Raw genomic sequence first — 12,145 nt, 5'->3', positions numbered from 1 at the left:
CCCGCCGAACGTCGTTCCCTCCCCTCGACCAGCCCGGAGGCTGCACGATGAGTCAGGCGACAGCGCCCCCACCAACGACCGCCCTGAACATGTCCCACCGGCAGGTGCTGGAGGCCCTCTCCGGCCTGCTGCTGGGCTTGTTCGTCGCGATCCTCTCCTCGACGGTCGTCTCGAACGCGCTGCCGCGGATCATCACCGACCTGGGCGGCGGTCAGTCCGCCTACACCTGGGTGATCACCGCCGCACTGCTCGCCACCACGGCCACCACCCCGATCTGGGGCAAACTGGCCGACCTGATGAGCAAGAAGGCGTTGATCCAGATCGCCTTGCTGATCTACGTACTCGGGTCGGTGCTCGCCGGCGCCGCCCAGGGCACGGGTGAACTCATCGCCTGTCGGGTGCTGCAGGGCGTGGGTGCCGGCGGTCTGACCGCCCTGGCCCAGGTGATCCTGGCGACGATCATCGCGCCGCGCGAGCGGGGCCGGTACAGCGGCTACCTCGGCGCCGTGATGGCCGCCGGCACGATCGGCGGCCCGCTCGTGGGCGGCGTGATCGTCGACACCTCGTGGCTCGGCTGGCGTTGGTGCTTCTACGTCGGAGTCCCGTTCGCCGTGGCCGCCCTCGTCGTGCTCCAGAAGACGTTGCGGCTGCCGGTGGTGAAGCGCAAGGCGCAGATCGACTGGTGGGGCGCCACACTGATCACCGCGGCCGTCTCGGTGCTGCTGATCTGGGTCTCCCTCGCCGGCGACCAGTTCGCGTGGATGTCCTGGGCGACCGTGGCGATGGTGGGCGGTGCGGTGGTGCTCGGCGCGCTCGCGATCCGGATCGAGACCCGCGCCGCCGAACCGATGATCCCGCCGCGCCTGTTCCGTTCCCGCACCATCGCCCTGGCCACCGTCGCCAGCGTCGCGGTCGGTGTCGGCATGTTCGGCGCCTCCGTCTTCCTCGGCCAGTACTTCCAGCTCAGCCGCGGAGAGAGCCCGACCATGGCCGGTCTGATGACCCTGCCGATGATCCTCGGCCTGGTGGTCTCCTCCACGCTCTCCGGTCGGGTGATCAGTCGGACCGGACGCTGGAAGCGGTACCTCGTCGCCGGCTCGGCGCTGCTCACCGTCGGCTTCGCGCTGCTGGGCACGCTCCGCGCCGACACGAACTTCGCGCTGCTCAGCTGCTACATGGCGCTGGTCGGCATCGGCCTGGGCATGACCATGCAGAACCTGGTGCTCGCCGTGCAGAACACCGTTCGCCCGCACGAGCTGGGCGCGGCCAGCAGCGTGGTCGCGTTCTTCCGCACCCTGGGCGGCGCCGTGGGCGTCTCCGCGCTCGGCGCGGTCCTCGCCCACAACGTGAAGGGCTACCTGGCCGACGGTCTCGCGCGGCGCGGGGTCCCGGCCGCCGGCTCGGGGGGCGGCGCCCTGCCGGACGTGCACGCGCTGCCCGCCCCGATCCGGGCGGTGGTGGAGGGCGCGTACGGCCACGGCGCCGGCGACATATTCCTCGCCGCCGCACCCTTCACCCTGCTCGCGCTGATCGCGGTGAGCTTCATCAAGGAGGTGCCCCTGCGCCGGCACAACGACGACGTGCCAGTTGTTGACATGGAGAGGAAACTGACGGTGGCCAGCGCCACGCGTACCGACGAGCAGAGGTGAGGGAGAGGTCATGAGCGTCGGAGCCCCCGACCGTGAGCAGTACGGCCCGCAAGCCCAACCGCGGCCGTTCGAACGCGGAACAGACGGCCCCCGGGTGGTGCTGGTCGGCGTGGACGGCACCCGCACCTCGGAGCGGGCCGGGTCGTACGCCGCCGGCCTGGCCCGGCGGCAGGGCGCCTCACTGGTGGTGGTCTTCGTCAACGCGCCGAACGGTCTCGTCTCGATGATGCCCGGCGTGGACGCCGCCGCGTTGCAGCGCACTCAGGACGACCTGAGGGCGGAGCTGCGCAAGGAGATCCAGCGGGCCGCTCAGGAACTGGGCCTGCCGATCACGTTCGAGTGCCGGCGCGGCGACCCGTACAACGAGCTGCGCGACGCCGCCGACGAGTACCAGGCCGACATGGTGGTCGTCGGCGCGTCCGAGCAGGCCGGCCACCGGCTGGTCGGCTCGGTCGCCACCCGACTCGTCCGCACCGGTCGCTGGCCCGTCGTCGTGGTGCCCTGACAAACCCGCTGGCCTGTTCTCAGGGGCCCGGGAAGGATGGCCGCCATGACTTGGACCGCACCGGCCGTCGTCCGGACCCCTGAGATCACCGTCGGCGACGAGCGCGCCATGCTCGAGAGCTGGCTCGACTACCACCGGCAGACACTGCTGCTCAAGTGCGCGGGACTGACCGCCGAGCAACTGCGCACGGCAAGCGTCGAACCCTCCGGGCTGACCCTGCTGGGGCTGGTCCGCCATTTGGCCGAGGTGGAGGCCTGGTGGTTCCGGGAGAACTTCGCCGGCGAGACGGTGGACTACCCCTACTTCACTCCGGACAACCCGGACGCCGACCACGACGTGCGCCGCGCCGACGCCGAGGCCGACCTCGCCACGTTCCACCGCGAGGTCGAGCTGGCCCGGGCCGCCGTGGCCGGCCGGACGCTCGACGAGACCTTCACCGAGGTGGGCCCGAAGCGGCGCACGTTCAACCTGCGGTGGGTCTACCTGCACATGATCGAGGAGTACGCCCGGCACAACGGGCACGCCGACCTGATCCGCGAGCGGATCGACGGCGTCACCGGCGACTGAGGCCGGCGGTCACCGGGCGTGGCCGGCCCGTAGCAACTGCTCGCCCAGCGGGGTGAGCGTGTGGCGGACACTGACCCCGTCGCGATGCGACGTGATCAGGCCGGCCGCCCGCAGCGTCGACGTGTGCTGGCTGGCCGAGGCGACCGAGATGTCGAGCGACCGGGCGATCTGCGAGGTGCTGAGCGCGTCGACGGTCAGCCCCAGCACCGCGGCCCGGGTACGCCCGAGCAGGTTCGCCAGGGATTCCCGGCTGGCCGGCTCGCGACGGGGCGGGCGCACCGGGTACGCGAGGATGAGCGGACCGCCCGGATCGTCGAGGACGCTCGGGTGCGGAAGGAAGTAGCTCGGGACGAGCGTTACGCCACGGCCGTCCGGCACCACATCCGATTCGATGCCGAACGCGCACCGGTAGGACAGTTCATACCTGGCCCCGGCGGACCGCCACGACAGGTAGGGACCGAGGTTGCGCAGAACCCCGTCGATTCCGGTCTCGGCCAGGGCCTGCGCCCGGACCGTCCGCTCGGCCTGCACGGCTCCCGAGAGCGTCGCCCAGTACGGCGCCACCGCCACCTCGTGGAACGCCCGCATCGCTGCCAGCAGCTGCTCCCGGGCGGCCGGTTCCGCGCGAGCCAGCGCACCGACCCGGGCCGGTACCTCACCAGCCTCGACACGGGGGCCGAGTTCCATCGCGAGCCGAGCGGGCGGCGTCTCGGCCAGATCGCGCAGCGCAACCTCGAACACGCTGCCGAGGCTCGGTGGGGTGAGGAAATCCGGCAGCCACCCCGGTAGGCGGCACAGGTCGAGGTAGGGACGCATGGAGGGGCGGAGCGCGGCACGCGTCCGCGCCCGCCACCGCACGAGATGCTCCGGCGCGTTCGGCTGGAGCAGGCGTTGACCCGCGGCCGCCAGCTCCAACAACACCGACGGCGCGGACCGCACCGTGGTTCGGCTGACGTCCGCCGCGTTCAGGTGCAGGGTCACCATGGCGCAGACCGTAGCCAGCTTCAGCCTGGACCGAAAGGGTGTGGCGACGAAGGCACGGTGCACGCACCCTCCGCGTATGAACAGCCTCATCGCGGCGGCCACCGCCGCTCTCAGCCTCCTGACTGTCGCGGCCGGACATCCCGTCGGCGCCCTCGACGGACGCCCGGACACCTACGTCGTCTCCCGGGAGGAGGGGGTGCTGCCCGAGGGCATCACGGTCACCGCCGAGGGCGTCATGTACGTCAGCAGCGCCGCCACCGGAGCGGTTTACCGGGGCGACGTCCGCCGATCGGAGCTGCGACCGTTCCTACCGGCCGGCTCGGACGGTCGTACCAGCGCCGCCGGGATCCACACGGACCGGCGCGGCCGGCTCCACATCGCCGGTTGGGACACCGGCACCCTCTTCGTGTACGCCCCGGACGGCGTGCTGCTAGCCCGGCGGACGGCTCCCGCCGCCGCCCTCAACGACCTGGTGGTCACCGACGACGCCGTGTACGTCACCGACTCGGCCACCGGGACCCTGTGGCGCGCGGCAGTCGACGGCACCAGGATCGGCAACCTCACCCCGTGGCTCACCGCGCACGACTTTCCCACCACTCCCGGTTTCCTGAACGGCATCGTGGCCACGCCGGACGGGCGACTCGCCCTCGTCGCCGATCAGGGCACGGGTGTTCCCGGCAGCGAACGCCTCTACCGGGTGGACCTACCACGGCGTACGGCCACCGTCGTCGACGTGCGCGGCGGTCAACTGGGCGCCGACGGCCTGCTGCTGCACGGCGACCGGCTGTACGGGGTGGTGAACTTCCCCGACGGGCGGGGCAACTGGCTCTTCGCCGTGAACGTGGCGGTCCTCGACCCCGGCGGGCGCGTCGCGCGGGTGATCGGTCAGTCCCGAACCGCGCCGCTGGCGCAGTCGCCGACCACCCTGGCGCGGGACGCGGATCGCCTGCTCTGGGTCAACAGCCAGCTCAACGCCGCCGTGCCCACACCGCCGTTCACCGTGACGGAGGTGCCGGGACTGGGCTGATCCGGGCCGGCACGAACCGGCTCCGCGGTCGGGTCGGTTCAGTAGGCCAGCGCGGCTCGCAGGTAGCGCAGGTCACCGGGGCCGGTCCAGCGATGGGCGGAGAGCCCGGCCGCGCGGGCGCCGCGTACGGACCAGTCCTCGTCGTCGATGAAGAGCACCCGGTCGGGCGGGGTGGCGACGGCCTGGCAGGCGGCCTGGAAGTACTCCTTGGCCGGCTTGTTCACGCCGAGCCGGTACGAGCTGACCACCGCGTCGAACTCGCCGGCCAGATCGAGCACGGCGAGGTCCTCCTCCAGCCGGTCCGTCGCGTTGGTGGCCAGACCGACGCGGATGCCGCCGGCCCGGGCCTCGCGGACGAAGTCGAGCAGGTCGTTGTCCACCTCGCCCCGATAGCTCTGCCACTCTTCGACCGCGGCCCGGGCGCGCTCCGCGCCGCCGGCGGGTTCCGTCAGCGCGTCGGCGACGCTGGTCATCCAGTCCGCGTGGCTGACCTGCCCGGTGAGCACCGGCTGGAGCCGCCCCCACTGCATGGCGATCTCGAGGAGCACGCCCCCGGCCAGTCCGTAGCGCTGCTCCACCCCGGCGGCGACCGCCGGATCCCAGCGCCGCAGTACGCCGTCGAAATCCACCAGGAGCGCTGTCGCGCGTTCCCGACTCACCCGTTCTCCTCCTGCCCGTCGTCGGCCCGATTGAGCCGCTGGCTGATCACCTGGGTCACGCCGCCGCGCATGGTCACGCCGTAGAGCGCGTCGGCGATCTCCATGGTCCGCTTCTGGTGCGTGATCACGATCAGCTGGCTCTTCTCCCGCAGCTGGGCGAGGAGCGTGATCAGCCGGCCGAGGTTCACGTCGTCGAGGGCGGCCTCCACCTCGTCCATGATGTAGAACGGGCTGGGCCGGGCCCGGAAGATCGCCACGAGCATGGCCACCGCGGTCAGGGACCGCTCACCGCCGGAGAGCAGCGAGAGCCGCTTGATCTTCTTGCCCGGCGGCCGGGCCTCCACCTCCACGCCGGTGGTGAGCAGGTCCTCCGGTTCGGTGAGCACCAGTCGGCCCTCGCCGCCGGGGAAGAGCACCTCGAAGACCTGCTCGAACTCGCGGGCGGTGTCCGCGAACGCGCTGGCGAAGACCTCCAGGATCCGGTCGTCGACGTCCTTGACCACGGTGAGCAGGTCCCGGCGGGTCGCCTTGAGGTCCTCCAACTGTTCCGAGAGGAACTTGTAGCGCTCCTCAAGCGCCGCGAACTCCTCCAGGGCCAGCGGGTTCACCTTGCCGAGCAGGGCCAGCTCGCGCTCCGCCTTGGCCGCCCGCTTCTCCTGCACCGGGCGCTCGTAACGGACCGGCTCCGGTACTGGCAGGCCGTCCCGCTCGGCGGCGGCCACGTCGGCCTGGGTGGGCGGGACGAGCTGCCCCGGCCCGTACTCGGCGACCAGGGTCTCCACGTCCAGGCCGAAATCCTCCGCCGCCTTCGCCTCCAGCTGCTCGATGCGCAGCCGCTGCTCGGCGCGGGCCACCTCGTCCCGGTGCACCTGGCTGGTCAGCCGTTCCAGCTCGGCGCCGAGCCGCTTGGCCGCGCCGCGTACCTCCTGAAGCTCTGCCTCCCGCGCGGCCCGCTCCCGCGCCACCTCGTCGCGCTGCTCCTCGGCCGCGGCGATCGAGGTGGTCAGCTGGACGAGGGCCGCACGCGCGCCCCCGGCGACCGCCCGCGCGATCGCCGCACCCCGGGTCCGGGCGGCACGGCGGGCCGCGGCCCGCTCCCGCGCCGCCCGCTCCGCCGTGGCCTGCCGGAACAACGAGTCGGCCCGTCCGGCGATCGAGGCGACCCGCTCCTCGGCGGTACGCACCGCCAGCCGGACCTCCATCTCGTTCTGCCGCGCCTGGGGCACCATCGCGGCGAGCTGGTCCCGCTCCTCGGTGGAAGGCTCGGCGTCGAGCGGGGTCTCCTCGGCCAGCCGGAGCCGCTCCTCGAGCTCGGCAAGGGCCGACAGGTCCCGCTCCCGGGCCGCCTCGGCGCGGGCCCGGGACTCGCCGAGGCGCTCGCATTCCGCCTTCGCCGAACGGGCCGCCGCGCCCAACTCGGCCAGCCGCCGCGCGGCGGCGTTGCGGTGGCTCTCCGCCTCCCGCTTGGCGGCGGCGGCGTGCTGCACCACCTCCTTGGCGGCAGCCACCTCGGTCCGCGCCTCCGTCAGCTGGTCGCGCAGCTCGGCCGCGGTCTGTTCGGCGACCGTCCGGTTCGCCCGGGCCTCCTCGACGGCGGCCTGCACCTCGATGTAGCTGGGCGCCTTCGCCGACCCGCCCGCCGCCGCGTACGCACCGACCACGTCACCGTCGGGTGTGACCGCGCGCAGCTCCGGATTCTCGGCGACCAGCTCGGCGGCCGCGGCGAGGTCGTCGACCAGCACCACGTCGCGCAGCGCCCGGTGCACCGCCGGCCGCAGCTGTTCGGCGCACTCGACCAGGTCCGGCGCCCAACGCGCGCCGTCCGGAAGCTTCGGGCGCAGCGCGTCAGCCGGGCCGTCCATGCCCGGTCCGGCGGGACTGCCGACCAGCAGGCCGGCCCGACCGGCGTCGGAGATCTTCAGCAGCCGCATCGCCTCCACGGCCTCGTCGACACCGGTCACCGCGACCGCGTCGGCCAGTCCGCCCAGTGCGGCGGCGAGCGCGGCCTCGTGGCCCGGCGCGACGGTGAGCAGGCCGGAGAGGCTACCGAGCAGGCCCGGCACGTCGCCGGCCCGGGCGAGCAGGGCACCCGCTCCGTCCTTGCGTCGCAGGCCGAGAGCGAGCGCCTCCTCGCGTGCCTTCCAGGTGGCGGCGTCCTTCTCCGCGGCGCGCTCGGCGTCGGTCAGGGCACGTACGGCCGCCTGGGCCCGCTCGTGTGCGGTCACCGCTTCGGCGTGCCGCTCGTCGAGGTCGGCGTTGTCCCGGTCCGCCTCGGTGGACTGGGCGGCCACCGCGTCCAGGTCGGCCTGGGCCTTCTCGGCCCGGCCCAGCGCGTCGGCATGGGCGGCGGCGAGTCGGTCGATCTCCTCGCCGCCGCTGGTGGTCCGGGCCCGGGCGGAGTTGACCTGGCCCGTCAGCCGCGCCAGTCCCTCCCGCCGATCCGCGATCGCCTTGGCGGCCGCGACCAGTTCCCGCTCGGCGGCGGCGAGCTGCCGCTCCAGCTCCTGCCGGTGCTCGACGGCCTCGGCGAGCCGGATCTGGTCGTCGGTGAGCGCGGCGCGCAGCTCCTCCTCCTGCTCGCGTACCCGCTCCGCCTCCGCCTCGAGCTGGTCCGGGTCACGGCCCGGGCGTTCGTCGTCGGGGGTCGCGCTCAGGTGCCGCAACCGCTCCAGAGCCAGCTGCTCGATCGACCGGAACCGTTCCTGGAGCGCGGAGAGCTTGTACCAGGTGTCCTGCGCGGAGGCCAGCAGCGGCGCATCCTCGGCGAGGGCCGCCTCCAGTTCACCGAGGCGTCGCTGCACCTCGGTGTGTTCGGCCTCGACGTGCTCGCGCCGATCACGCAACGCGGTCTCGTCGGCGATCTCCTTGTCGAGGGTGGTGCGGAGCGTGGCGAGGTCGTCGGCGAGCAGCCGCAGCCGGGCGTCGCGCAGGTTGGCCTGGATGGCGGCGGCGCGCCGGGCCACCTCGGCCTGCCGGCCCAGCGGCTTGAGCTGACGGCGCAGCTCGGTGGTGAGGTCGGTGAGCCGGTTGAGGTTGGTCTGCATCGCGTCGAGCTTCCGCAGCGCCTTCTCCTTGCGCTTGCGGTGCTTGAGTACGCCGGCCGCCTCCTCGATGAAGGCCCGCCGATCCTCCGGCTTGGCGTGCAGCATGCCGTCGAGCCGGCCCTGACCGACGATGATGTGCATCTCCCGGCCGATGCCGGAGTCGGAGAGCAACTCCTGGATGTCGAGCAGGCGGCACGAGTCGCCGTTGATCTCGTATTCGCTCTCGCCGGAGCGGAACATCCGGCGGGTGATGGAGACCTCGGTGTACTCGATCGGCAGGGCGCCGTCGGTGTTGTCGATGGTCAGTGTGACCTCGGCCCGGCCCAGCGGCGCCCGCCCGGCGGTGCCGGCGAAGATGACGTCCTCCATCTTGCCGCCGCGGAGCGCCTTCGCGCCCTGCTCGCCGAGCACCCAGGCGATGGCGTCGACGACGTTGGACTTGCCGGAGCCGTTCGGACCGACCACGCAGGTGATCCCCGGCTCCAGCTTGAGCGTCGTCGCGGAGGCGAAGGACTTGAATCCCTTCACCGTCAGGCTCTTGAGATACACCTTCTCGATCCTCGTCCGGTGGCCGCCGTACCGTCGCCGGCTGCGCGGACCTGGTGAACTCGCAGACTAACCCGGCAGACCCGAGGCCCCGCTACGCGACCCGCCCCCGACGTCGCCGTGCGGGCCCGGGTCCGCTCCCGCGCACCGGGATCCTCCGGCCACCCGGCACCCCTCGCATCTGTCGACAAACACAAACGTTATTCGCGGCGGGGCGGAATCGGCGCACCGTTTCCCTCGGTGATGATCGCGCCACTCAGCGGAACGGCGACAAGATCGAACAATGGGCGGCCGGGAAAGACGTGGAGACAAAGCTGCGCGCCGGCACGGATGTGTCGGCGCGCTTTTTGCGTGGTGCGATTCAGTTTTCCGACGCGATGATCAGGTGAGCGCGGGCTCGGCGAGCCGAAGCAGATCGTCCGCCTCGTTCGCCGCGGCGGCGAGCCGATCATTCTCGGCACGCAGACGCGTGAGCTCGAACTCCAGTGCCTGAACCCTGGCACGCAGTCGGGTGACCTCGTCGAGCAGACGCCGGTCGGGCGCTGCACCTACGTGGCCGTAGAGGGCCTTCGCCATGTTGACTCCTTGATATGCGCTGCCGGAAAGGCCGGCCAACGCGCGCCCATGTGTTCGCGACTACCATTCCAGGCTGTATCTGGGCATGGCCGGGCGCGACTGGCGACACCTATATATTGAGCCGCAAACCCCCTTGTCGTCAAGTTTTCGCAGGCCGTAGATCATCTCCACGTCGGCCTGTCCACTCGCTGGGGGGCTGCCACGAGGCACGGACACGCTCTGTCCGGACGCGTTAACAGTACGCCCGCGATGGTGGGAAGTGCGCCCCCGGGTGTCCGCTATCCCCTTAACTCTTTCTTAGCCACGTTGCCGCAGGTCGCAGGGCACCCGTAGCGTCAGCGCGGCCCGCAACCGACCCGTGGAGGCGACAGGCGTGTACGGCTGGACCGACCCGAACGACCCGGACGGCGCGAAGCGGCGCCCGGAGCCACCCACCGGCGAACCGGCCTGGCTCACCGACCGTCCCGCCCCCCGGTCGGCCTACCTGTTCGGCGACGACCCGGAGGCACCGGCCGACACCCGGCACGACGACCGCCCGACGGACACCTGGCGTAACGATCAGCCGACGAGCGGATGGCGCGACGAGCCCGTGGACCGCTCCGGCGGGGCGATCGACGGCTGGTCCCCGGGGTACGCCGCCGAGCAGCCGGCGTACGGCGTACGACCGGACCGGTGGGACGCCGATCCGACGACCGGCCCACAGCGGCCCGCCGTCGACGACACCGCCCAGCTGTACCCGGCCGGCACGGACGAGACCGACGGCCGGCCGCGCAACGCCCCCGGGCGGACGGCTCCCGGGGGGCGGCACCGGTCCCGGCGTCGGCTTCCCCGGCCGCTGCTCATCGGTGGCGCCGCGGCAGCCGCCACCCTGGTGGTCAGCCTCGGCGTCGGCGCGATCGCGCTACCCGGTGGCGGCGGTGGCGAGGTCGACGCGACAGCGGTGGACGACACCGTCGCCGCCGCGCCGGTCGTACCCACCGACGCGGCGCCGGCTCCGGCGACCACCTCCGCCTCCCCGACCGCCTCGCCGAGCACGGTGCGGCCCACACCCTCGGCCAGCCGGACGACCCGGCCCACCCCGTCGCAGGCACGGACCACCGCACCATCGCGGCGCAGCGTCGAGCGCAGCAGCGCACCGAGCGGCGGCGGTGCCACGAACGCCCCGAGCGGCAACGTCAGCGCCCAGGCACGCGAGGTGGTCGACCTGGTCAACGCCGAGCGCGCCAAGGCGGGCTGCAAGGCGCTGACCATCGACGACAAGCTGATGACGGCGGCCCAGCGGCACAGCCAGGACCAGGCCGACCACGAGAACATGTCGCACACGGGCAGCGACGGCAGCGACCCGGGCGACCGGATCGACCGGGTGGGCTACCAGTGGCGCACCTACGGCGAGAACGTGGCCTGGAACCAGAAGACCCCGGCCGCCGTGATGGACGCCTGGATGAACAGCCCCGGACACCGGGCCAACATCCTGAACTGCGCCTTCACCGAGATCGGCGTGGGGATCGCGACAAGCAACGGACCGTACTGGACGCAGGACTTCGCCGCGCCGCGCTGACCGCCGGAGGGACTGCGCGCGACGCTCCGCCCGGCCGGGTGGGTGGGGCGTCGCCGCGCGAACCGGCGAGTCGTCCTCGGGTCCGTGCTCGTTCACCGGGTGAGGTACGCCGACATGGGGCGGCGTACCGGAGCGGGCGGCGAGGGCGCCGTCCGGGACCCGGGAGCTGTCGATGCGGATCCGGCTGCGACGAGGCGCCGTCCGACTGCGCCGAGTACTGTCCACCGGCGCCGCGCTTGTCCTGCTGGTGCCGATGTGTGCCTGCCGGATCGAGCTGGCCCCGCCCGGCTCACCGACCCCCTGGCCGGCCGCGTCGGCTCGCCACTGGCAGTGGCAGTGGCAGCTCAGCGGGCCGGTCGACCCGGACGTGGACGCCGACGTCTTCCTGCTCGACGCGGTGCGCACCACCTCGGCGGAGACCGCCGAGCTGCGCGCGCGTGACCGCCGCCTGATCTGCCAGGTGCACGTCGGCTCGGTGGACACCGGCGACCCGGACGCCAGCCGCTTCCCGGCGGGCGTCCAGGGCGCGACCGGCCACCGCCCGCAGAGCCGCTGGCTGGACGTACGACGGTGGGACGTGCTCGAACCGGCGCTGGCCGACCGGTTCCGGCTCTGCCGCGGCAAGGGCTTCGGCGCGGTGGCGCTGGCCGACGCGGACGGCTACCTGTACCGGTCGGGTTTCCCTCTCGAATTCGACGACCAGCTGCAATTCAACCGCCGGGTGGCCGGGCTCGCCCGCTCGCTGGACCTCTCCCCCGGGCTGATGAACGACGTGCCCCAGCTCGCCGCGCTCGCCCCGGACTTCGACTTCGCCGTCAACGAGGAGTGCGTACGGCTGGCCCAGTGCGGGAAGCTGCTGCCGTTCGTCGACGCCGGCAAGCCGGTCTTCCACGTCGAGTACACCGGCACGACCGGGGCGTTCTGCGTCACCACCGTCGGCTACGGCTTCGCCTCGATGCGCAAGCAGCGGACCCTCGACGCCTGGCGCGAACCCTGCGCGCTGCCCTGACAGCTGGGCCTGGCGCCGGAC

10 protein-coding genes are annotated in these 12,145 nt (G+C 72.7%); 6 read left to right on the top strand and 4 right to left on the bottom strand.

Features of this window, described 5'->3' with window-relative positions; genetic code table 11:
* Window positions 1-47 precede the first annotated feature (47 nt).
* The 3 genes from BXA10_RS12635 to BXA10_RS12625 are packed head-to-tail and all read left to right on the top strand — an operon-like array spanning window position 48 to window position 2,721.
* Window positions 48-1,649, top strand: a complete 1,602-nt coding sequence (locus tag BXA10_RS12635; protein ID WP_076470502.1) for an MDR family MFS transporter — start codon at window positions 48-50, stop codon at window positions 1,647-1,649.
* Between the two features lie 10 nt (window positions 1,650-1,659).
* Window positions 1,660-2,154, top strand: coding sequence for a universal stress protein (locus tag BXA10_RS12630; RefSeq protein ID WP_076470501.1), 495 nt, complete (start codon window positions 1,660-1,662; stop codon window positions 2,152-2,154).
* Between the two features lie 45 nt (window positions 2,155-2,199).
* Complete coding sequence (locus tag BXA10_RS12625) at window positions 2,200-2,721, top strand: DinB family protein (RefSeq protein WP_076470500.1); 522 nt, start codon at window positions 2,200-2,202, stop codon at window positions 2,719-2,721.
* A 9-nt stretch (window positions 2,722-2,730) separates the two neighbouring features.
* Here the strand turns inward: BXA10_RS12625 and BXA10_RS12620 are convergent, their stop codons facing one another.
* Window positions 2,731-3,705, bottom strand: coding sequence for an ArsR family transcriptional regulator (locus tag BXA10_RS12620; RefSeq protein ID WP_076470499.1), 975 nt, complete (start codon window positions 3,703-3,705; stop codon window positions 2,731-2,733).
* A 76-nt stretch (window positions 3,706-3,781) separates the two neighbouring features.
* On the opposite strand from BXA10_RS12620, the gene BXA10_RS12615 reads away from it, so the two are divergent.
* Entirely contained in the window at window positions 3,782-4,732 is a 951-nt protein-coding gene (locus BXA10_RS12615) for an SMP-30/gluconolactonase/LRE family protein (RefSeq protein WP_076470498.1), read from the top strand.
* Between the two features lie 38 nt (window positions 4,733-4,770).
* Here BXA10_RS12615 and BXA10_RS12610 read toward each other — a convergent pair whose 3' ends face one another.
* The 3 genes from BXA10_RS12610 to BXA10_RS12600 form a co-directional block, all read right to left on the bottom strand.
* Complete coding sequence (locus BXA10_RS12610) at window positions 4,771-5,391, bottom strand: HAD family hydrolase (RefSeq protein WP_076470497.1); 621 nt, start codon at window positions 5,389-5,391, stop codon at window positions 4,771-4,773.
* Window positions 5,388-8,984 (bottom strand): chromosome segregation protein SMC, encoded by a 3,597-nt coding sequence (gene smc, locus BXA10_RS12605; RefSeq protein ID WP_076470496.1) that lies wholly within the window; start codon window positions 8,982-8,984, stop codon window positions 5,388-5,390. The genes BXA10_RS12610 and smc overlap by 4 nt, the downstream gene beginning before the upstream one ends.
* 378 nt (window positions 8,985-9,362) lie before the next feature.
* Window positions 9,363-9,557, bottom strand: coding sequence for a hypothetical protein (locus tag BXA10_RS12600; protein ID WP_076470495.1), 195 nt, complete (start codon window positions 9,555-9,557; stop codon window positions 9,363-9,365).
* 373 nt (window positions 9,558-9,930) lie between these two features.
* Between BXA10_RS12600 and BXA10_RS12595 the strand changes: the two genes are divergently transcribed.
* Both BXA10_RS12595 and BXA10_RS12590 read left to right on the top strand, forming a co-directional pair.
* Window positions 9,931-11,115 (top strand): CAP domain-containing protein, encoded by a 1,185-nt coding sequence (locus tag BXA10_RS12595; RefSeq protein WP_084752655.1) that lies wholly within the window; start codon window positions 9,931-9,933, stop codon window positions 11,113-11,115.
* A 172-nt stretch (window positions 11,116-11,287) separates the two neighbouring features.
* Window positions 11,288-12,124, top strand: coding sequence for an endo alpha-1,4 polygalactosaminidase (locus BXA10_RS12590; RefSeq protein ID WP_076470493.1), 837 nt, complete (start codon window positions 11,288-11,290; stop codon window positions 12,122-12,124).
* Window positions 12,125-12,145 lie beyond the last annotated feature (21 nt).

This window comes from Micromonospora avicenniae (assembly GCF_900156065.1).
Classification (GTDB): Bacteria; Actinomycetota; Actinomycetes; order Mycobacteriales; family Micromonosporaceae; genus Micromonospora; species Micromonospora avicenniae.
The sequence above is the reverse complement of the archived record's forward strand: the minus strand, read 5'-3'. Positions and strand labels throughout refer to the sequence as shown.